This is a genomic window from Pseudonocardia alaniniphila (assembly GCF_022524485.1).
Lineage (GTDB): Bacteria > Actinomycetota > Actinomycetes > Mycobacteriales > Pseudonocardiaceae > Pseudonocardia > Pseudonocardia alaniniphila.
This window is the reverse complement of record NZ_JAKXMK010000044.1, coordinates 1-20,178: the sequence shown is the minus strand read 5'-3', so window position 1 is coordinate 20,178 and position 20,178 is coordinate 1. Positions and strand designations below refer to the sequence as shown.

Genomic DNA, 20,178 nt, shown 5'->3' with positions numbered 1-20,178 from the left:
GGGCGGAGACGTACCCGACCATGTCGAACGACCGCCGGGTCGCGGGCATCCAGGTGACCTTCAGGCCCTGGAGCGCTTGATGGGCGGTTTCGACGCCGCAGGGCCATTCTGTGCTGTTCTCCTATTGCGTCCTTTCATCAGAATCCATGAAATGCGGCGTCGCGTGCATTCCCCGACATCGAGGCATGCTTCGGTAGACGCCTTCCGGGTAGCCGGTATCCGGACTCTCCCCCAGCGGTAGCGGCGGGGGGTGGCTGGCGGGGATGTCCGCCTTGTACACGATGTACATCCTGGAACCGTCAGCGCCGGGCTACCGGCGGCCGAGCGGTCAGCGCGACACCGTGCCGCAAGGAGAAGCGATTAATGAATGTGACGCTCGCGACAACAGCATTTGCGCCGGTCGTCCTCGGATTCTTCGGTCTGGGCACCGGCTATCTCATTTACGGGCCTCAGGAGCTGTTCGGCTTCCCGCGCCGTGATGCGTCGGTGGACCGGGCCTCCGGGGTCTGGGGCATCTGGCTGCCCGGCTTCTGTCAGTTCGTCACCGGGGTGTACCTGTTCGTGGCGCTGACCTGGCTGGAGACCTTGAAGGATCCGGTGCTGTACACCGCGGCGCTTGCGTTCTCCGCCTACGGCATCCACTGGTTCGCGCTGGGTTGGAACAGGTATCAGGGCAACGACGTCCGTCCGACCGGCCTGATGTCCATCGCGTTCACGATCATCTCGGTGCTGGGCCTGGTGGTCTTCTTCGCCGCCGGAGCCTGGCCCGTCGGGATCCTGTTCGCCGGCCTCACCGGTGTCTACGTCAGTGAGTTCTTCGCCAGCTTCCGTATCGGCGCCCGGACGGGTCGGCCGTCGTCCCTGAGCGGGGCGGAGTCGGGTGGCGGGGTTCCGATCGGGTCCCTGGGCGCGAGCCGGGCACCCGAGGCCTCAGTGGTCAACCCGGGGGAGCGCGCGCTCGGGTTCTTCCATCTGATCACCGGTCTCTGGCTGATGTACCTGACCTTCGCGACCACCCTCGACATCTCGCTGCACTCCATGTTGCCGGGAGGCTGACCGATCCTGCTGGGCTCCCGGGGGAGTAGTCCGCGCCGACGAGGTCGCGGACTACACCCCGTAGACGCTCAGCTCGACGAGGTTCTGGTCCGGGTCCCGCACGTAGACGCTCCGGATCGTGCCGGTGGCGCCCGTGCGGTCGACCGGGCCCAACTCGATCGCCACGCCACCCCGCTTCAGGTCCTCCATCACGTCCTCGAGTGCTCCGTCCACGATCAGGCAGAAGTCCTGGCTGCCGGGGACGGGGCTCGCGGCGTGCGGGGAGAAGGGGTGGCCTGCCTCGTGGAGGTTGATCTTGTTGCGGCCGAAGGTCAGGGCCTTGCGCCCTTCCCCGAACGTCACGAGGTCCATGCCCAGGACCTCGGTGTAGAACGTGATCGTCTTGCCGAGGTCGGCAACGGTCAGGACGGTGTGGTCGAGCCGGTCGATCCGCATGACGAACTCCCAGTGCTGCCTGTCGCGATGAGGACGGCGGGCTGTGGAGCGGGGCCGTTTCCGGTGTACCGTCCGCCGTTCGCTGCCATCACATCACGGTAGTGCAGGGCCTCGGGGTCGTCCGTGAATGCGAATTCGTGACATCCGAAAAGGCCGCAATCGGCGCTTTCGCATCTTGTCAGGCGCCGCCCATCAGGTGGTACAGCAGGATGAGCTGGGCCAGCCGCAGGGGCTCGTTGTGCTGGCCCTCGGCCAGCCTGCCCAGCCCGTCCGGCAGGGGGTCGTCGACCGGGAGCCGCTCCCAGATCGCGTTGGCCACCGCGGTGCTCTGCTCGGTGGGTGCGTAGCCGTGGATGTGCAAAGCGTCGACCGGGCTGCCGTCGACGTCCCGCATCAACTTGACGTGCATGGCCTTGCTCGGCGTCTCCGCGAGGATCTCGGCGAGCGGTGGGTGCGGAATGGTGGGCCGGAGCAGGATCGTGGCCGACAACGGGGTATCCGGGGGGTCGTCGCGGCCCTCGATCGGGCTGAAGACGATCACGATGTCGGCGTTGCTGCGCTGCGAGCGGATGAAGCGTTCGGACTCGGGCTCGCGCCGCTGCATCTCGGCGCGGACCTTCTCCTCCGTGTAGCCCCGTTTGGTGGTGTCCCGAGTGATCTTCCACCGGGTCCGGATGTCCTCGGGCGGGGCGAGGAAGACCGTGACGTCGAAGCATGCCCTGGCCAGCTTGGTGTAGAGCGGCAGCAGACCCTCGACGATCACGAACTCCCTCGGTTCGAGCAGTACGGGCCGGGTGAGGGTGCCGTCGCTGTGGTCGTACACCGGTTTGAGCACCGGTTTTCCGGTGGCCAGCAGTTGGAGGTGCTGCTCCATGATCTCGACGTAGTTGCAGTCCGGGTGCAGGGGCGTGAACGGCAGCGACGCCCGTTCCGCGCGGTCGTAGCGGTGGTAGTCGTCCACACAGAGGGAGGTGCTGCGCGCTGCTCCGAGCGCCTCCACGAGGCCGCCGGTCAGGGTGGTCTTGCCCGCGGCGCTGTCCCCGGCGATCCCCAGCATGATGGGCCGCACCGGCGGTGGTCCTGTCTCGGCGCGCTGCATCTGCATCAACTTGTGCGACATGGCTGTTCTCCCGTCCCGCACCTGGTCATCGCCAGGCCTCCTCGGCGCACTCGCGCAGCTCCGTGACGGCCGCCGCGAGGCCGTCGGGGTGGCGGTAGAGCGCACTGCCCGCGCAGAACACGTCGGCACCGGCGCGCGCGGCGCCACCGATCGTGGCCGGCCCGATTCCGCCGTCGACCTCCAGTTCGATCCGTTGACCGGACCGTCCGATCAGCCGGCGCGCCTCTGCGATCTTCGGTTCCATGCTCGCGAGGTACGGCTGGCCGCCGAACCCGGGGTTCACCGTCATCACCAGCAGCAGGTCGACGATGTCGAGCACGTGCTCGACCGCCGTCAGCGGGGTGGCCGGGTTGACCGCCACCCCGGAGCGCGCGCCGAGGTCGCGGATCGCGCCCAGGGTGCGGTGAAGGTGGACGCACGCCTCGGCGTGCACGATGACCAGCTCGCAGCCGGCCTCGACCATCTCCCCGACGAGCGCGTCCGGCTCGACGACCATCAGGTGCGCCTCGAACGGCAGCGCGGTGTGGGGTCGCACGGCGGCCACCACGTCCGGACCGAACGTCAGGTTCGGCACGAACCGGCCGTTCATGACGTCCCACTGGATGCGGTCGGCGCCGGACTTCTCCAGCGCCCGGCACTCCTCGCCCAGGGCGGCGAAGTCCGCCGGGAGAACCGAGGGCGCGATCTGGGCGCGTCGTCTGTCCATTCGGGGACGGTACGAACCCGCAGACGGTGTCGCTTCCCCCGCAGGTGGGGCTCATGGGGTGGCAGCTGCTTCCTCGCCTTTCTCGACGACCCCCCGGTATCTACTGTTCTCGGGCATGGAATCCGGCACAGCGCGGCCCTTGCGCCTGGTGATCGTCGACGATCACCAGATCGTGCTGGACGGGCTCAAGGCGATGCTGCTGCCCTACGCCGACCAGGTCGAGATCGTCGGCGAGGCCAGCAGGCCGGATGAGGCGATCCGGATCGTCGCGGAGCAACAGCCGGATGCCGTGCTGCTCGACGTGCGGCTGCAGAACTCCAGCGGGCTCGACCTCTGCGCAGACCTCCTGGAGCAGGACCCGGGCTGCAGGATCGTCTTCCTGACCGTCTACGACAACGAGCAGTACCTCTACCAGGCGCTCCGTCTGGGAGCGGCGGCCTACCTGCTCAAACGGATCGAAGGCAGTGAGCTGGTCGCGTACCTCACACGGGTGTACGAGGGCGAGACGCTGGTCGACCCGGCGCTGGCCAGCCGGGTTGCGCTGTCCGCGGCGCGGGTGCAGAGCGGGGAGTTCTGGCCGGGCGCGCAGCTCGGGCTCAGCCAGCGCGAGAGCGAGGTGCTGGCCCTCATGGTGGCCGGGCTGTCCAACCGGGCCATCGCCACCAAGCTCTTCGTCAGCGAGGAGACGGTCAAGACGCACTCGCGGGGGATCTACCGCAAGCTCGAGGTGAGCGACCGAGCGGGCGCTGTCGCTGCCGCCCTGCGCGAAGGGGTCTTCCAATGACCGAGGGACGCCTCGGCCTGGCCGACGCCGAGCACGAGGTCGGCCTGCTGATGCGCATCATCGAGACCATCTCGGCAGGTCTCGACCTCGACGCCGTCGCCCAGCGCGTGGCCGTGGTGATCACGGAGATGACCGCCACCGACGTCTGCTTCGTCCACCTCATCGACGACTCCGGCCGCCACCTGGAGCTTCGGGGGGCCACCCCGCCGTTCGAGCGGGTGGTCCGGCGGATCGAGCTGTCGGTGGGGGAGGGCGTGGCCGGATGGGTGGCCGCGCACCGCGAGCCCGTGGTGATCGTGCAGGACAAGTTCGCCGACCCCCGGTACAAGTACATTCCCGAGCTGCGCGGGGAGGACTTCACGTCGCTGGTCTCGGTCCCGATCATCACCCGGCTGGGTGCACTGGTCGGCGTGCTGAACGTCCACACACGCCTCCGCCGCGAGTTCACCGAGGCCGACGTGCAGCTGCTGCGGTCGATCGCCGGGCTGATCGCCGGCGCGATGGACAACGCCCGGCTGCACCGCAGGCTCGCCGAGCGGGAGGAGGCGCTCGAGCGCTTCACCGAGCGCATGGTGCGGATGCAGGAGCTGGACCGGCGGCGGCTCGCGGGGGAGATCCACGACGGCATCGGCCAGCGCATCGTGAGCCTGTCGTTCTACCTGTCCGCTGCAGCGGACCTGGTGGGCACGAACGCCACGCTGGCCGGCGAGCAGATCGACAAGGCGCAACAGCTCGCGGCGGCCGCGCTGGACGAGGTCAGTGCGGCGATGACGGGGCTGCGGCCCTCCGTGCTGGACGACCTGGGGCTGGCGGCGAGCCTGGAGAGCCTCGCGCACGCGTCCCCCGAGCTGGACGTGGACGTCCAGGTCTGCACCGAAGCGCTGCCCGAGCACCTGGAGACGGCGCTCTACCGCATCGCCCAGGAGTCGCTGCAGAACGTCGTGAAGCACGCGTCGGCGCAGAACGTGGAGATCCGGCTGAAGGTCTCCTCGGGCACCGTCCTGCTCGAGGTCAGCGACGACGGCGTGGGTTTCGATCCGGCGTCGGTGCCGGAGTCCGAGAGCCCCGGGTCGGGTGGGTACGGCTTGTCCGGGATGTTGCAGCGTGCCGAGCTGCTCGGCGGCCGGCTGGAGGTGGACAGCGCCCCTGGCCGGGGCAGCACGCTGCGGGTGCGGGTGCCGCTCAGGCTGAAGCGGTGACCTCGTGGCGTTCCTCCAGCTCGGGGGAGTAGCGGCCCATCGCGGCCGCCCCGTTGCACCGCGCCCGGTGCGCGAGGATCCGCTGGGCGGCGGGCGCCTGGTCCTCCCGGCCTGCCCAGGCCGCCAGCGCAGGGGAGAGCAGCGCTCGTCCGTAGGAGAAGGTGAGCCGCCACGGCTGGGGGCCCGCCCGGTTGAGAGCGTCGAGATGGACGGTCGCCGCCTCGTCGCCCTGGCCGCCGGACAGGAACGCGATGCCGGGCACGGCCGCCGGGACGTGCCGGCGTAGGCAGCGCAAGGTGGCCGTGACCACCGCGGCCACGTCCCGCTGGTCCGGGTGATCCGTGCCGGGCAGCACCATGTTCGGCTTCAGCACGATGCCCTCCAGCAGCACGCCTTGGCCGGCGAGCTCGGCGAACACGTGGTCCAGGGCGTCCCCGGTGACCTGCTCGCTGTGCTCCAGCGAGTGGTCGCCGTCCATCAGCACCTCGGGCTCGACGATGGGCACGACCCCGGCTTCCTGGCACAGCGCGGCGTAGCGGGCCAGCGCATGCGCGTTCGCCCGCAGGCACCGCGTCGTGGGTCGCTGCCGGCCGATCCGGATGACCGCCCGCCACTTGGCGAACCGTGCGCCGAGCCCGACGTAGTCCGCGAGCCGCTCGCGCAGGCCGTCGAGCCCTTCGGTGACCGTCTCGTCGGTGGCCATGGCCAGCGGCTTCGCGCCCGTGTCGACCTTGATGCCGGGCAGGATCCCGGCATCCTCGGCGGCCCTCGGGAGCGGCGTTCCGTCGGACGTCTTCTGGCGGAACGTCTCGTCGAAGAGGATCACCCCGCTGATGCTCTCGCCCAGGCCGGGGGTGGTCACCACGATCTCGCGGAACTGCCGGCGGGACTCAGCGGTGGCGGCCACACCGACTTCGGTGAGCCGCTTGTCCATCGTGCCGGTGCTCTCGTCGGCGGCAAGGACGCCCTTGCCGTCGGCCACCAGCGCCCGCGCGGTCGTGACGAGCTCGGTCATGGCGTCCTCCTTCGCCGGGTGCGGAAGGCGGGCACGCCGACTCGCCGCCCGGTTGCCCGGACGGTAGGCGGGTGCAGCGGGACGTCCTTCCCTCCGGCGAGGGGTTTCCGGTGGGAGAACCACTCACCCCGTCGCGCCGGTGCTCGTACCCTCCGAAGTGTGATTGCTCCCGTCGTCTCAGATGCTCCAGTCGGCGCCGTGCTCGCCGACGTGCGCTCCTACCTGGACGGGCGTGTCGGCCGCGACGCCTACGACGCCGGCCACCTGCCCGCAGCCGTGTTCGTCGACCTCGGCGAGGTGCTCGCCGACCACACCGACCCGTCCGTCGCGGGCCGCCACCCGCTTCCCGATCCGGAGGCGTTCGCCCGTGACATGTCCGCCCTCGGGATCGGTGACGACGACGTCGTGGTCGCCTACGACGATGCCGGCGGCGTCATGGCGGCGCGGTTGGTGTGGATGCTTCGGGCGACCGGCCACGAGGCCGCGCTGCTCGACGGCGGGATCCAGGCCTACGACGGCCCGCTCGAGACGGATCCGCCGCTGCGTGCGCCCGCGACGTTCACCGCCAGGCCGTGGCCGCAGGACAAGCTGGCCTCGATCGAGGACGCCGCACAGGCCGGTGCCCACATCGTGATCGACGCCCGTCAGCGTGAGCGTTTCGAGGGCGCGCCGGACAACCTGGACCCACGCTTCGGTCACATCCCTGGTGCACGCAGCGTCCCGTGCCGGGAGAACCTCGCGCCGGACGGGCGTTTCCTGCCGCAGGACGAGCTCAGGGCCACGTTCGCCGCGGCGGGCATCACGGGGGAGGAGCCCGTGATCTCCTACTGCGGATCGGGCGTCACGGCGTGCCACAACCTGATCGCACTCGAGCACGCCGGTCTCGGCGGCGGCCGCCTCTTCCCCGGCTCGTGGTCGCAGTGGAGCCGCGACCCGAACCGTCCGGTCGAGACGAGCTAGTCCGCGGGCGGGCCTGCGCCGCCGTGCCGGGCGGGCCGACGCGACCATGATCAGCAGATCGGGGTCGGAAACCGGGCGATACACGCCTACGAGGCCCCAGATGACGATCATGCCTCGGGGCAGGCGGACCCCGCCCCGACAGGACGGCGGCCCGCGCCCGCCCATGATCAGCGGGTCGACACGTACCAACTCGGCGGCACACCAGCGCGGCCCCGAATGACACTGGCGGTGGGTCGTCGCCGTGCCGGGCGACGACCCCCTCGCCATTGCATGATCAGCAGTGCGGGCCCGGCAACCGTGCCGGACCCGGCTGCCCGGCCCCGAACGTTGATCATCGGGCCGTGCGGCCCCGCCGTGCCGCACGGCCGGCCCTGCACCCCACCATGATCAGCAGATCGGGGTCGGAAACAGGGCAATACACGGCTACGAGGCCCCAATTGACGATCATGGCCGGACAGCCGTCAACGCCAACCCGGCCGCACTCGTTCTACGCCGCACTGGCCAGGAACTATTGACGCAGAACACTAGCGGTCGCCGACCGGCTCGGCGCGCGTTCGGGAGCGGCGGCGAGCTACCGCGGGGTGCTCGAACTCGCCGTTGGCGAGCAGTTGGTCGACGAGTAGGCGCGCGGTGGCAGGCGGCCCGCTCCGGTGGGCCAGCAGGTACCAGTCGCGTTCCAGAGGGGCGCCCGGCGCGGCGAGCTCGACCAGCCGCCCCTCGGCCAGGTCGCGGGCCACCGCGTCGCGGGAGATCAGGGTGACGCCGAGCCCGACGGCCACCGACTCACAGACCGCGGCGTTGGACGACAGCGTGAGTTGCGCGGGTGTGAGGTCGAGGCCGGCCAGGTAGGAGTCGGTGGTTGCCCGGGTGCCCGACCCGGGCTCGCGCAGCACCCAGGTCTGAGCGGCGAGCCAGCTCAGCAGCTCGTCGCCGCTGTGGCGGGGTGAGTCCGGCGGACCCACCACGATGAGCTCGTTGGGCCGCACAGCGAGTGCCACGTGGTTGCGGCTGCGGACCGGGCGACCGCCGAGCACGAGGTCGACCTCGTGGTCGTCGAGCAGAGCCAGCACCTGCGCCCGGTTGGCCACCTCGACGTGGATTCGTGCCTCCGGGTGGGCCTCCCGGAAACGGACCAGAATCCTCGGCAGCAGGTGGTCGCCGACGGTGGTCACCGCAGCGATGCGCAGCTCACCTCGTGCGGGTTCGCCCTCGGAGCCTGCGGCGACCCGCGCCTCGTCGAGCAACCCGAGTACGCGGCGCAGGTAACCGGCGTAGATGGCGCCTGCGGGGGTGAGCCGCAGGCCTCGGCCACTCGGCTCGACGAGCTGGAGTTCGAGTGAGCGTTGCAGTGCCGCGATCGACGCCGAGACCGCGGACTGCGTGACCACCAGCCGCGCCGCGGCCGCACTGACCGACCCGGTCTCCGCGACCGCAAGGAACGTGCGCAGCTGCGCCAGTGTCATCGCAGGCTCCCCCCACTCATGAGTCGATACTTGACGATGTCGCGGCGATTCTCAATAGACAGTTCGATAGTCCGAGGCCACGGTAGGGAACTCCAGCCGTAGACGAACACACACCGAGGTGGTGGAGATGGCCGAACGCTGGGGCGCGGGTGTGATCCCGTACGCCGAGATGGGTTACTGGCAGCCGGACTACGAGCCGAAGGACAGCGACGTGCTGTGCGCCTTCCGCATCACGCCGCAGGAGGGCGTGCCGCCGGAGGAAGCCGGGGCGGCAGTGGCGGGGGAGTCGAGCACCGCGACCTGGACGGTGGTGTGGACCGACCGGCTCACGGCGTATGACCACTACCAGGCGAAGTGCTACCGCGTGGACGAGGTGCCCGGGACGCCCGGGCAGTACATCGCCCACATTGCCTACGACCTCGACCTGTTCGAGGAGGGGTCGATCGCGAACCTCACCTCGTCGATCATCGGCAATGTCTTCGGCTTCAAGGCGCTGCGGGCGCTGCGCCTGGAGGACATGCGGATCCCGCCGCACTACGTCAAGACGTTCCAGGGACCGCCGCACGGGATCGTGATGGAGCGGGAGTACCTGGGCAAGTACGGGCGTCCGCTGCTGGGCGCCACCACCAAGCCGAAGCTGGGCCTGTCCGCGCGGAACTACGGGCGGGTCGTCTACGAGGCGCTGCGCGGCGGGCTGGACTTCACCAAGGACGACGAGAACATCAACAGCCAGCCCTTCATGCGCTGGCGGGACCGCTACCTGTTCTGCATGGAGGCGGTGAACCGCGCGCAGAGCACCACCGGCGAGATCAAGGGGCACTACCTCAATGTCACCGCCGCGACGATGGAGGACATGTACGAGCGCGCCGAGTTCGCGAAGGAACTCGGCAGCGTGATCGTCATGATCGATCTGACCGTGGGCTACACGGCGATCCAGTCGATGGCCCGGTGGTCGCGGGCGAACGGCGTGATCCTGCACCTGCACCGCGCCGGGCACGGCACCTACACCCGGCAGAAGACGCACGGGGTCAGCTTCCGGGTGATCGCCAAGTGGATGCGGCTGGCCGGGGTCGACCACATCCACGCCGGCACGGTGGTCGGCAAGCTCGAGGGTGACCCCAACGCGACCGCAGGCTTCTACGACGTCCTCCGCAAGGACCACGTGACCGCCGACCCGGTCAAGGGCCTCTACTTCGACCAGGACTGGGCCTCGCTCGCCACCGTGATGCCGGTGGCCTCCGGCGGGATCCACGCCGGTCAGATGCACCAGCTGCTGCACTACCTGGGCGAGGACGTCGTGTTGCAGTTCGGCGGCGGCACGATCGGTCACCCGATGGGCATCGCCGCGGGCGCCACCGCGAACCGGGTGGCCGTCGAGGCGATGATCAAGGCGCGCAACGAGGGCCGCGACTACTACGCCGAGGGTGAGGACATCCTCAAGGCCGCCGCGAAGCACAGCCGCGAGCTCGATGTGGCGCTCTCCACCTGGGGCGACATCACGTTCAACTACGAGTCCACGGACACCCCGGACGTCGTGGCGACGCCGACGCACGCCTAGGAGCACCGATGCACATCACGCAGGGAACCTTCTCCTATCTACCCGATCTGACCGACGAGGAGATCACCGCCCAGATCGACTACGCACTGGGCAACTCGTGGCCGCTGTCGGTGGAGTTCACCGACGACCCGCATCCCCGCAACACGTACTGGGAGATGTGGGGGATGCCGATGTTCGACCTGGCGGACGCGGCCGGCGTGCTGATGGAGGTGAACGCGTGCCGGGAGGCGTACCCGAACCACTACATCCGGCTCAACGCCTACGACGCGCGCCTGGGGCGACAGACGATCGTGCTGTCGTTCCTGGTCCATCGGCCGGCCGAGGAGCCGGGATTCCGCCTGGATCGCCAGGAGAGCCACGACCGGGCCATCCGCTACACCACCCATGCGTACGCCACCGAGCGTCCGGCGGGTGAGCGGTACCAGCCCACCGACCGGCGATGACGGCATCCGACGGCGGCCGGCCGAGCTTCGGGATGCCGCGGCCCGGGGTGACGTCGCCGGATCCTGACGACTCCGGCGACGGCGATCGTCGCAACGGTGAGGCCGCGGACGACCGTCGCGTCGAGTCTCCCGGTGGTGGGTCCGCCGAGGAGGCACTGCCGGAGGACGCGACGGTCGACCTCGAAGCCGAGCGTGCGGCGTCGGGTATCGACGAGATCCTGGCGGGCCTGGACGAGGAGCTCGTCGGGCTCGCCCAGGTGAAAACGAGGATCCGGGAGATCGCCGCGCTGCTGCTGGTGGATCGCGTGCGGGACCGCTTCGACCTCACCACCGAGCGGCCCAACCTGCACATGAGCTTCACCGGCGGCCCCGGTACCGGGAAGACCACGGTGGCATTGCGGATGGCCGGGCTGTTGCAGCGGCTCGGCTATCTCCGCAAGGGTCATCTCGTAGCCGTGACGCGCGACGACCTGGTCGGGCAGTACGTCGGGCACACCGCGCCGAAGACCAAGGAGGTCATCAAGCGGGCGATGGGCGGTGTCCTGTTCATCGACGAGGCCTACTACCTCTACCGGGCGGAGAACGAGCGCGACTACGGCCAGGAGTCCATCGAGATCCTGCTGCAGGTGATGGAGAACCAGCGCGACGACCTCGTGGTGATCCTCGCCGGCTACCAGGACCGGATGGAGGAGTTCTTCGCGTCCAACCCCGGGATGAGCTCACGCATCGCCCACCACCTGCATTTCCCGGACTACGAGCTCGAGGAGCTCATCGCCATCGCGCAGATGATGCTGCGCAGACAGCGCTACCGCCTGTCCGCCGACGCCGAGCAGACGCTGGACGACTATCTGCGCCGCCGGATGCATCAGCCGCGGTTCGCCAACGCGCGCAGCGTGCGCAACGCGCTCGAGCGCGCCCGCCTGCGCCACGCCAATCGCCTGGTGGACGAACCCGGTCGGGAATGGGCCAAGGACGACCTGATGCGGCTCGAACCCGCCGACTTCCTGGCCAGCCGGGTGTTCTCGGCCGACGCGGACAGCGGCGAGCGGCCAGAGGCTGCGAAGGCCGACGAGCCGGCCGCCCGCAGTGATCGTTGAGGCGTCCCGCCCAGGTCGATCAGCTGCCCGCCCAGGTCGGCCGCGCCGCGCGAGAGGGCGTCGACCAATAGGGTGATCAGTCGCAACGTGTGAACGGACGGGCGAGTCGCGGCGTCGGGTCCTGGTCGAATGGGTGAACTTCCTGTTCTTCGTGTCGCTCTGCCGGGTGCTGTCTCGGTGCTCGTGACCGATTAGCGTGCGTCCGCCGGCTACGACTGGTAGTCGCTCTTGAGCAAGGGGTGACCACGTGGACGCTGACGAGCCGCGGCAATCGAGCTGGACGGGGGCGTGATGGCCGGATGAGCGAACACGCGACGATCTACATCGGCGGGCCCCTCAACGGAATGGTCGCGGAGCTGGTCAACGGCCACTGGCACCCGTACCGCGACGACAACGGGAAGGACCTCGACAACGGGTACGAGAACCTCGTGATGACCCGGAAACCCGCGAAGGAACGCCGGAACTATTACCTGGCGGGACTGCCCGGCGGAGACTGGGGTTACGTGCACCTCTCGCTGTGGGACGACTACTGCGGCGCGCGGCCATGGCTCGAAGCGCATGACGCCGCGCTCGTCGCGTTCTCGTAGCCGCGGACCGTCGGTCCCCGGTGGCACGAGCAGCCTGGCCGGCCCGGCCACCGACAATGACCGCCGGCGCAACGACATCTGCAGCCTGATCGGAGCGAAAGGCTGCTCGCAGCGTCGGTGGGTGAGGGGTCAGCGTGCCGAGAGCGCGTCGACCGTCGGCTCTGCCGAGGAACTCGCGGCGCTGCGTCGGGTGCTGGCGAACCGCTGCCGGTACTCGCTGGGCGTGATGCCGAGGTGGCGGCCGAACACCCTCCGAAGCGACTCGTCGCTGCCCAGGCCGCTGAGCTCCGCGGCCGCGGTGACGCTGTGACCTTCCAGGAGGAGCCGCTGGGCCGCCTCCAACCGGGTGCGTTCCACCCACCGAGCAGGCGTGGTGCCCACCTCCTCCTGGAAGAGGCGCGCCAGATGGCGGGTGCTCGTCGGGATCGCGGCGGCCATCGTCGTCAGGGAGTGGTCCGCGCCCGGCTCGGCGACGACGGCCGCAAGCAGCTCGCGGATCTTCGCGTTCAGCGGCACGGGGGTGCGGGCAGCCACCGAGAACTGCGACTGACCGCCCGGGCGCTGCAGGAACACCACGAGCTCCTGGGCGACCTTCCGCGCGACCTCCGCACCCTCGTCCTGCTCCACGAGCGCGAGCGCCAGGTCGATGCCCGCGCTCACGCCCGCTGACGTGACCACGTGCCCGTCCATGACGAAGATCGCGTCGGGCTGCACGAGCACCTGTGGGTAGTGGCGCGCGAGCCGGTCGGTGTGGCGCCAATGTGTGGTGGCCCGGCGGCCGTCCAGCGCGCCAAGTGCGGCCAGTACGAACGCCCCCGTGCAGACCGAGGCCACCCGCTGCGCCGCCGCGGCGACGACCCGTGCCGCGGTGAGCAGCTCCTCCTCGATGACCTGCACCGGCAGCCGGTCGCCTCCCGCGATGATCGCGGTGTCCAGGTGTCCCACCTCGTGCGCAGCCACCGTGGGGCCCAGCCGGAGACCCGCCGAGGTCAGCACGTCGCCGCCCCGGGGAGAGATCAGGACGACCTCGTACGACGCACCGAACCGGTGGGCCGTGCCCAGCACCTCGGCGGGCCCGCTGACGTCGAGCATGGTGAGGCCGTCGAACACCAGGATCCCGACCCGATGTGCGCGTGCCATGGGTAGCTCCCGCTCGTGTCCGGATGTGTGGTGGTCCCGTCCTTCAAGACATGGTGCCGGACTTCGACCTCGCCCGATGCTAGGTCCATGACGGAGACGATTTCGGATGTCGAGATTCCTGACACGCGACTGGTCGCCGAGGCCACCGAGCTGGTGCGCGAGGCGACGATCCCACTGGTCTATCACCACTCCCGCCGGGTCTACCTGTTCGGCAGCCTGCGGGGCCGCGCGCAGGGCCTGCGCTTCGACCCGGAGCTTCTCTACGTGGGCGCGATGTTCCATGACCTCGGGCTGACGGCGAAGTACCGGCGCACGGACCAGCGCTTCGAGATCGACGGCGCCGACGAGGCCCGCCGCTTCCTGCTCGCGCACGGAATCGGCACGGAGCCGGCCGAGACCGTCTGGACGGCCATCGCGCTGCACACCACGCCGGAGATCCCGCTGCACATGGCACCGGAGGTCGCGCTCGTCACCCGGGGCGTCGAGCTGGACGTGCTCGGCATCGGCTACGACGCGATCACCGACGAGCAGCGCGCGCAGATCGTGGCGGCGCACCCACGTCCCGACTTCAAGAACCAGATCCTCGCGGCGTTCACCGACGGCATCAAGGACCGGCCCGAGACCACGTTCGGCAACGTCAAGGCGGACGTGCTCGAACACTTCGTACCCGGCTTCCGCCGCGGTGACTTCGTCGAGGTGATCCTGGGCTCCGACTGGCCCGAGTGACGTCCGCTCCCGACCGTCGAGGCGACGACGATGGCCCGGCCGCACCCGCAGTGGGGTGCGGCCGGGCCATCCGTGGTTGCGACCTGACGGGGCAACGACCAGCCACTGTTCGGCCCTGGCGAACTCCCGTAGATGTAAACTGAACGGGCAGTATCGTATTTGGGGGAAGGTGGCCGATGGCCGTCAGTCGTAGCGAGCAGGACCAGCCTCGACCCCGCCCGGGTCGTCCACGCAGCGAGCAGACCCGCAAGGCCGTTCTGCGTGCGACGGGGGAGTTGATGCACGAGGTCGGGCTGCGGGTGATGACCACCGAGGAGATCGCCAGTCGGTGCGGGGCGAGCAAGGCCACGATCTACAAGTGGTGGCCGAACAAGTACGCGGTTGCCGTCGAGGCCATGTTGTCGCAGATGTTCGTCGAATCCGGCGATCCTGACACCGGTTCCGCGCACGAGGACTTCCGCCTCGTACTGCGCGGCATGATGCGCTTCTACAACAGCCCTAGCGGGCGGGTCTACGCTCAGATCGTCGGAGAGGCGCAGTTCGATCCGCAGATTGCCGCAGAACTGAACGATCGACTCATCGGCCCCCGGCGGCAACTGGGACGCACGATCTTGGCTCGCGGCATCGCACGCGGTGAGCTCCGTGCCGACATCGATCCCGAGTCCGCGATCGATCTGATATTCGGGGCTGCGATCTACCGGCTCGTCGCGGGCCACGCGCCCATGGGCGACGACGTCGCCGATTCGATCGTCGACCTGGCGATCCGCGGTCTGGCCTGCTGAGACCGACCTCACCGCTCGGACAGCGGCCGCACGCCGAGGCCCGCGCTAGCCTGATTGGAAACTAGACGTTCAGTTTCTAGGAGGCCTGGGTATGTAGAGCGCCGCCCCCGACAAGACACTTGAGTACGCCGCCCCGAAGTACTCCGCGCTTTCGAGTGCCGGAAGAACATCGACGGACAGATCGGCAAGCGGACCGAGAAATCCGTCCGCGCCCGACAGTCCTGATCCGCGGTTCCCGCGAATCCTTCCCCCGTGTCTCCCCTGACTGATCGCGACCCAGCGAAACAGAAATTGATCGATCTGAATCGGCGCGACCGTCCGTGCTGTCCGGCTCCCCGGGACAGCACGTCTCCTCGGCGCCTTGCACCAGAGAGAAGAACAGAATGAAGACCACTATCTTGGGTGGTAGCGGGCTCGAGGTTTCCCGGATCGCCTTCGGCGCGTGGCAGTTGGGCGGTGACTGGGGCCGGTTCGACGAAGCCGTGGCGGTCACGGCGATCCGGCGGGCCCGCGACCTGGGCGTCAACTTCTTCGACACGGCGCAGGCCTACGGCTTCGGCGCGTCCGAGCGGCTGCTCGGGACTGCGCTGCGCAGCGAGCTGGCCACCAACCGGGATCAACTCGTGATCGCCACCAAGGGTGGGCTGCGGATGACCGACGCGGGTCTGGTCCGCGACGCGAGCCCGCAGGGGCTGCGTGACGGTGTGGACGCCAGCCTGACGGCGTTGGGCGTGGACCACGTCGACCTCTACCAGGTGCACTGGCCCGACCCGAAGGTTCCCGCTGCCGAGACGGCCGGTGCGCTGCGGGAGCTGGTCGCCGAGGGCAAGATCGGCCACGTCGGCGTGTCCAACTACTCCGCGGTGCAGATGGCCGAGTTCGCCGCGACGCTGCCGGTGGAAACGGTGCAGCCGCCGTATCACCTGTTCCGCCGCCGCGAGGTCGAACACGATGTGCTGCCCTACGCCCGCGCGCACGACGTCGGCGTGCTCGTCTACGGACCGCTGGCCCACGGCTTGCTGACCGGGACGATGACCGAGGCCACCACGTTCGGCAGTGACGACTGGCGCGCCACCAGCCCGATGTTCAGCGGCGACGGATTTCGGAACAACCTGGCCGCGGTGCGCGCCCTGGAGCAGTTCGCCGGGGAGCGGGGCGTCACGGTGAGTCAGCTGGCCATCGCCTGGACGTTGGCCAACCCGGCTGTGCACGTGGCCATCGTCGGTGCACGGCAGGCCGACCACGTTCAGGACAGCCTGGCCGCGGCCGATCTCTCGCTGAGCCGCAGCGACCTCATGGCGATCGACCGCATCATGGCGGCCGCCGCTCCGGTCACCGGACCGTCTCCTGAGAACGTGTGACGGGGTTGCCCGGGGGTGTACACCGGGGTTTCCGGGCTGTCGCCGACAAGGGTGACCACGAAAGTCGGAGGTCTCAGGCGTAGCTCAGGCTGGGCGAGGATGCTGAACGGGTGGAGGGGTGCCCATGAGTGCCATCGGAGCTCTGCTCGGTTTCGTCCTACTACTGTTCCTGATCGTCATGGTCGTGCGCGCCGTACTGGACTGGACGGGCGTGCTCGGCGCGGCGCGCGACGGCTGGGCCGCACGGGCTCGCTCGGTGTCCCACACGCTCACCGAGCCGGTACTCGCGCCGGTGCGTCGCGTGCTGAAACCCGTGCGGGTCGGCTCGGTGCAGATCGACCTCGCGTTCACGGTCGTGTTCATCGCGGCGCTGGTGCTGCGTTCGCTGGCGCTGTCCCTCTGAGCGGGGCAGCACACCGGCCCGGTCGGCGGCGCGCCGCGACCGACGGGCCTGCTGACGTCGCCGAGGCTGTCGGTGCCGACTGCTAGCGTCCGCCTCTCATTCCAGGAGAGAGGCATGTCCCGATGGACGACGAGAAGAAGGCTCTCCTGGCGTTCCTGGAGTGGCAGCGTGCCAGCGTTCTGGCGATCATCGACGGGCTCGACACCGAAGCCCTGACAGCCTCGGTCGTGCCGTCGGGCTGGACTCCGCTGGGACTCCTGGAGCACCTCGGCCATGCCGAGCGGCACTGGTTCCAGGAGATCGCCACCGGTTCCGCCGATCCGCTGCCCTGGCCCGACGACGACACGCCCTTGGTCACCTCGCGGCCGCCGTCAGTGGTCCTCGAGTTCTACCGCGACCAGTGCGAGCGTTCCGATGCGATCCTCACGGCCCTGCCGCTGTCCTCGCCCCCGCGTGCCCGCCACCCCGGCGTCTTGGGAGAGCAGATCACCGACCTGCGCGGGATCGTCCTTCACATGATCGAAGAGACCGCCCGCCATGCCGGCCACCTCGACATCGTTCGCGAGCTCATCGACGGGAAAACCGGCCTCGGCCCCCGCTGAGGCCTCGACAGAGGTGCCTGCCGGGTGGCCGGAGGACTCGTCCTCGCGACCATCGCGGCAGGCATCATCTGGTTGAGCTGGGCTGGTCAGCCGTATCGGCGCAGCTCGTGGAAGAAGTCGTCGATGACGTTCAGGTCACCGGCACGGCCCACCTGGTCGTACACGTACTTGCCGACCGCGAGGTCGAGCACGCCGAGGCCGAAGGGCGAGAACACCACCGGACGGTCCGTCGGCAGGCTCACCCGCCCGGCCATCACGTCGTCCAGGGTTCCCTGCAGGAAGTCCCGGTTGCCGGTGAGCTGTTCGGCAAGGTGCGGCGAGGTGTCCGCCTTGAGGCAGTGCTCGACGTCGTCGACGATGTTGGTCGAGGCCAGCACGATCTCCGGCGCGAGGTCGCGGAGCGAGACGTGCAGCACCAGTGGGTTGTGGTCGAACCACGACGTGTCGGTGACGTGCGGCTTCCCGGCGATGGTCGCGAAGACCACCAGGTCGCTGGAGCGGATCAGATCCTCGGCCGACTCGTGCAGGGTGATCCGGCCGGTGGTGCCCGACTGCTCCAGGTAACCGCGGAATCCGGCCGCGCTGTCGGCGGACAGGTCGAAGACGCCCACCTCGTCGAACGACCAGCCGGTGCCGGCCAGGAACGTGTGGATGTAGCGGGCGATCAGGCCCACGCCGAAGAATCCGACGCGGGTGGGACGCTCCCGGCCGCGGCTGAGCCAGTCGGCTGCCAGTGCCGCCGACGCAGCCGTCCTGGTGGCGCTGATGATCGAGCTCTCCAGGCAGGCGAACGGGTAGCCGGTGTCGTGGTCGTTGAGGATCAGCACCGCCGACGCTCGCGGGATGCCCGCGGCCACGTTGTCCGGGAAGCTCGAGATCCACTTGATGCCGTCCACCCGCGACTGCCCGCCGATGGACGCGGGCAGCGCGATGATGCGCGAGGACGGGCGGTCGGGGAAGCGCAGGAAGTAGGACGGTGGGTTCACCGAGTCGCCGGCGCCGTGCAGCCGGTAGGTGGCCTCCACCACCTCCATGACCTGCTTCTCGTGGCCCTGCAGGGCCTGCTGGACCTGTGCGCCGGGGATCACCGCGAACGGTGGCACGGTGGTGGTCATCAGTTCGTCACCTCGGTGTCTGGGGGGTGTCGGTCATGCGGACCGGTGCGGCCATCGCGACGAGCACCTCGCGTGGTCCGCTGAAGGCCTCGCGGCTGTGCGCGCTGCGGATGTTGTCGACGAGCATCAGGTCGCCCGCCTGCCATGGCTCACGTGCGGTGTTGGCGTCGTAGACCCCGTTCAGCAGCTGCACGATGTCGTCGCCGATCGGGTCGCCGTTGCCGAAGCGGGTGTTGAACGGCAGCCCGTCCTCGCCGTAGACGTCGACCAGGAACTCGCGCACCTCCGGATCCAGGGTCCACTCGTTGAGGAACGCGATCTGGTTGAACCAGCAGCGCCGGCCGGTGATCGGGTGCTGGACCACGGCCTTGCGTCGCTGCCAGGTGCGCAGACCACCTTCGGGCTGCCACTCGAACTCGATGGCGTTGGCCCGGCAGTAGTTCTCGACGGCGGCACGGTTGTCGGTGCCGAACGCGTCGGCGTAGGACGCCCCGATGTCGTCGTTGTAGTTGCGGGCGAGCAGCCAGCCCTCCCGCTCGAACCGGGCGGCCAGCTCGGCCGGAAGCGCGTCGAGCACGGTCGGTGAGTCGGCCACTCCGGTGGCGCCACCCTCCGTCGGTGCGGTCAGGCAGGCGAACAGCATGAGGCTGGGAACGTCGAGCGTGTAGCTCAGCTCGTTGTGCATGCACATGGGTTGGTTCGACGGCCACTTCGCCGAGGAGTACACACCTTCGGAGTAGACCTGCCGGGCCGCGAACGCCTCGCGCTCGGCCATCAGCCCACGCCCGATCCGCTGGAACACCGAACCCACCGTGTTCGCGTCGCTCAGCCCGAGACCCCGGACCAGGACCGAACCGTGCTCGGCGACGATCCCGTACAGCGCCTGCCGGTTCGCGTCTGCCCAGCTCGGGGCATCACCCGTGGGTGGGACCTGCAGCATCGGAGGTGCGCCAGGCCGCAGACTGACGTCGAGCGGCGACGGCGAAAAAGAGGACGACATCACGATCTCCTTTCTCAGTTCGCTTGTGAAGAGGCCATCGGTTCGACCCCGCCAGTCTGCGTGTCTTCTGCCTCCGACGGGGACTGAAGCAGCCCGACGGGTGGCTGAGACTTGACGTCGACCAGTTCGGCCAGGTCAGCGAGGACGGGGCAGCGGATGACGTCCTTGAGCGACACGATGCGCCCCAGCGCGATCGCCAGCTTGACCGCGGAGAGCGAGTTGCCGCCCCGGTCGAAGAAGTGGTCGGCGCGGCCGATCTGGTCGGTCGGGACACCGAGGACCTTCGCCCACGCCGCCGCCATCCGCTCCTCGGTCGGGGTGCGGGGTGCCTCGTAGCCCTGCTCGACGGTCTCCAGCTCGCCGGCCAGCGCGGTCAGCGACTTCTTGTCGATCTTGCCGTTGGCGGTCAGCGGCAGGTTCTCCTGCCAGTGGAAGGCCGCGGGCACCATGTAGTGCGGCAGCGAGGCGCCGAGCCGCTCCCGCAGCAGGTCGACCTCGAGCGGCTGCGTGCCGGCGTAGAAGGCCACCAGCTGCTTACTCTGGTCGGGTCGCTCCGCGACCACCACCGCGCCGTCACGGACGCCGGGGACGCGCAGCAGGGTGTTCTCGATCTCGCCGATCTCGAT

At 69.4% G+C, this 20,178-nt stretch carries 22 protein-coding genes; 13 read left to right on the top strand and 9 right to left on the bottom strand.

Annotation, left to right across the window (positions count from 1 at the left end):
- The first annotated feature begins 363 nt into the window (after positions 1–363).
- Positions 364–1,056 carry a hypothetical protein gene (locus tag MMF94_RS37940; RefSeq protein WP_241042314.1) on the top strand — a complete coding sequence of 231 codons (693 nt, stop codon included), beginning with the start codon at positions 364–366 and terminating at the stop codon, positions 1,054–1,056.
- Between the two features lie 51 nt (positions 1,057–1,107).
- Here MMF94_RS37940 and MMF94_RS37935 read toward each other — a convergent pair whose 3' ends face one another.
- The 3 genes from MMF94_RS37935 to rpe form a co-directional block, all read right to left on the bottom strand.
- On the bottom strand, positions 1,108–1,491 hold the full coding sequence (locus MMF94_RS37935) for a VOC family protein (RefSeq protein WP_241042313.1): 384 nt from the start codon (positions 1,489–1,491) through the stop codon (positions 1,108–1,110).
- Positions 1,492–1,669: 178 nt separating this feature from the next.
- Entirely contained in the window at positions 1,670–2,611 is a 942-nt protein-coding gene (locus tag MMF94_RS37930; RefSeq protein WP_241042312.1) for a phosphoribulokinase, read from the bottom strand.
- 25 nt (positions 2,612–2,636) lie between these two features.
- A complete protein-coding gene (gene rpe / locus MMF94_RS37925) occupies positions 2,637–3,317 on the bottom strand; it encodes a ribulose-phosphate 3-epimerase (RefSeq protein WP_241042311.1) in 681 nt (226 codons plus the stop codon).
- A 115-nt stretch (positions 3,318–3,432) separates the two neighbouring features.
- Here rpe and MMF94_RS37920 point away from each other — a divergent pair, with 115 nt between their 5' ends.
- Both MMF94_RS37920 and MMF94_RS37915 read left to right on the top strand, forming a co-directional pair.
- Positions 3,433–4,101, top strand: a complete 669-nt coding sequence (locus tag MMF94_RS37920) for a response regulator (RefSeq protein WP_241042310.1) — start codon at positions 3,433–3,435, stop codon at positions 4,099–4,101.
- On the top strand, positions 4,098–5,300 hold the full coding sequence (locus MMF94_RS37915; RefSeq protein ID WP_241042309.1) for a GAF domain-containing sensor histidine kinase: 1,203 nt from the start codon (positions 4,098–4,100) through the stop codon (positions 5,298–5,300). Before MMF94_RS37920 ends, MMF94_RS37915 begins: the two co-directional genes overlap by 4 nt.
- Here MMF94_RS37915 and MMF94_RS37910 read toward each other — a convergent pair.
- Entirely contained in the window at positions 5,284–6,315 is a 1,032-nt protein-coding gene (locus MMF94_RS37910; protein ID WP_241042308.1) for a class I fructose-bisphosphate aldolase, read from the bottom strand. The two genes, MMF94_RS37915 and MMF94_RS37910, sit on opposite strands and share 17 nt — an antisense overlap.
- A gap of 159 nt (positions 6,316–6,474) precedes the next feature.
- On the opposite strand from MMF94_RS37910, the gene MMF94_RS37905 reads away from it, so the two are divergent.
- Entirely contained in the window at positions 6,475–7,275 is an 801-nt protein-coding gene (locus tag MMF94_RS37905) for a sulfurtransferase (protein WP_241042307.1), read from the top strand.
- A 524-nt stretch (positions 7,276–7,799) separates the two neighbouring features.
- Here MMF94_RS37905 and MMF94_RS37900 read toward each other — a convergent pair.
- Positions 7,800–8,738: a LysR family transcriptional regulator gene (locus MMF94_RS37900; RefSeq protein WP_241042306.1), complete on the bottom strand. Its 939-nt coding sequence runs from the start codon at positions 8,736–8,738 to the stop codon at positions 7,800–7,802.
- 127 nt (positions 8,739–8,865) lie between these two features.
- On the opposite strand from MMF94_RS37900, the gene MMF94_RS37895 reads away from it, so the two are divergent.
- From MMF94_RS37895 to MMF94_RS37880, 4 genes are all read left to right on the top strand, one after another.
- Positions 8,866–10,296 (top strand): form I ribulose bisphosphate carboxylase large subunit, encoded by a 1,431-nt coding sequence (locus MMF94_RS37895; protein WP_241042305.1) that lies wholly within the window; start codon positions 8,866–8,868, stop codon positions 10,294–10,296.
- Between the two features lie 8 nt (positions 10,297–10,304).
- Positions 10,305–10,739, top strand: a complete 435-nt coding sequence (locus MMF94_RS37890) for a ribulose bisphosphate carboxylase small subunit (protein ID WP_241042304.1) — start codon at positions 10,305–10,307, stop codon at positions 10,737–10,739.
- Positions 10,736–11,836, top strand: coding sequence for a CbbX protein (gene cbbX / locus MMF94_RS37885; protein WP_241042303.1), 1,101 nt, complete (start codon positions 10,736–10,738; stop codon positions 11,834–11,836). Before MMF94_RS37890 ends, cbbX begins: the two co-directional genes overlap by 4 nt.
- Before the next feature lie 299 nt (positions 11,837–12,135).
- Positions 12,136–12,423, top strand: a complete 288-nt coding sequence (locus MMF94_RS37880; RefSeq protein ID WP_241042302.1) for a hypothetical protein — start codon at positions 12,136–12,138, stop codon at positions 12,421–12,423.
- 129 nt (positions 12,424–12,552) lie between these two features.
- On the opposite strand, the gene MMF94_RS37875 is transcribed toward MMF94_RS37880, so the two are convergent.
- Positions 12,553–13,563, bottom strand: a complete 1,011-nt coding sequence (locus tag MMF94_RS37875; RefSeq protein WP_241042301.1) for a GlxA family transcriptional regulator — start codon at positions 13,561–13,563, stop codon at positions 12,553–12,555.
- Positions 13,564–13,650: 87 nt separating this feature from the next.
- On the opposite strand from MMF94_RS37875, the gene MMF94_RS37870 reads away from it, so the two are divergent.
- From MMF94_RS37870 to MMF94_RS37850, 5 genes are all read left to right on the top strand, one after another.
- Positions 13,651–14,289 carry an HD domain-containing protein gene (locus MMF94_RS37870; protein WP_241042300.1) on the top strand — a complete coding sequence of 213 codons (639 nt, stop codon included), beginning with the start codon at positions 13,651–13,653 and terminating at the stop codon, positions 14,287–14,289.
- Positions 14,290–14,465: 176 nt separating this feature from the next.
- A complete protein-coding gene (locus MMF94_RS37865) occupies positions 14,466–15,071 on the top strand; it encodes a TetR/AcrR family transcriptional regulator (protein WP_277398917.1) in 606 nt (201 codons plus the stop codon).
- Between the two features lie 383 nt (positions 15,072–15,454).
- The gene (locus MMF94_RS37860; RefSeq protein WP_241042298.1) at positions 15,455–16,432 is read left to right on the top strand and encodes an aldo/keto reductase; all 978 of its coding nucleotides are present in this window, start codon (positions 15,455–15,457) and stop codon (positions 16,430–16,432) included.
- A gap of 124 nt (positions 16,433–16,556) precedes the next feature.
- A complete protein-coding gene (locus tag MMF94_RS37855; protein ID WP_241042297.1) occupies positions 16,557–16,835 on the top strand; it encodes a YggT family protein in 279 nt (92 codons plus the stop codon).
- A 122-nt stretch (positions 16,836–16,957) separates the two neighbouring features.
- Positions 16,958–17,437: a DinB family protein gene (locus MMF94_RS37850; RefSeq protein WP_241042296.1), complete on the top strand. Its 480-nt coding sequence runs from the start codon at positions 16,958–16,960 to the stop codon at positions 17,435–17,437.
- A gap of 86 nt (positions 17,438–17,523) precedes the next feature.
- Here the strand turns inward: MMF94_RS37850 and sbnB are convergent, their stop codons facing one another.
- From sbnB to MMF94_RS37835, 3 genes are all read right to left on the bottom strand, one after another.
- The gene (gene sbnB / locus MMF94_RS37845; RefSeq protein WP_241042295.1) at positions 17,524–18,552 is read right to left on the bottom strand and encodes a 2,3-diaminopropionate biosynthesis protein SbnB; all 1,029 of its coding nucleotides are present in this window, start codon (positions 18,550–18,552) and stop codon (positions 17,524–17,526) included.
- 7 nt (positions 18,553–18,559) lie between these two features.
- Positions 18,560–19,552: a TauD/TfdA family dioxygenase gene (locus MMF94_RS37840; protein ID WP_241042294.1), complete on the bottom strand. Its 993-nt coding sequence runs from the start codon at positions 19,550–19,552 to the stop codon at positions 18,560–18,562.
- Positions 19,553–19,566: 14 nt separating this feature from the next.
- Positions 19,567–20,178, bottom strand: a 612-nt coding sequence (locus MMF94_RS37835; RefSeq protein ID WP_241042293.1) for a phosphopantetheine-binding protein, incomplete at its 5' end; no start/stop codon positions are given.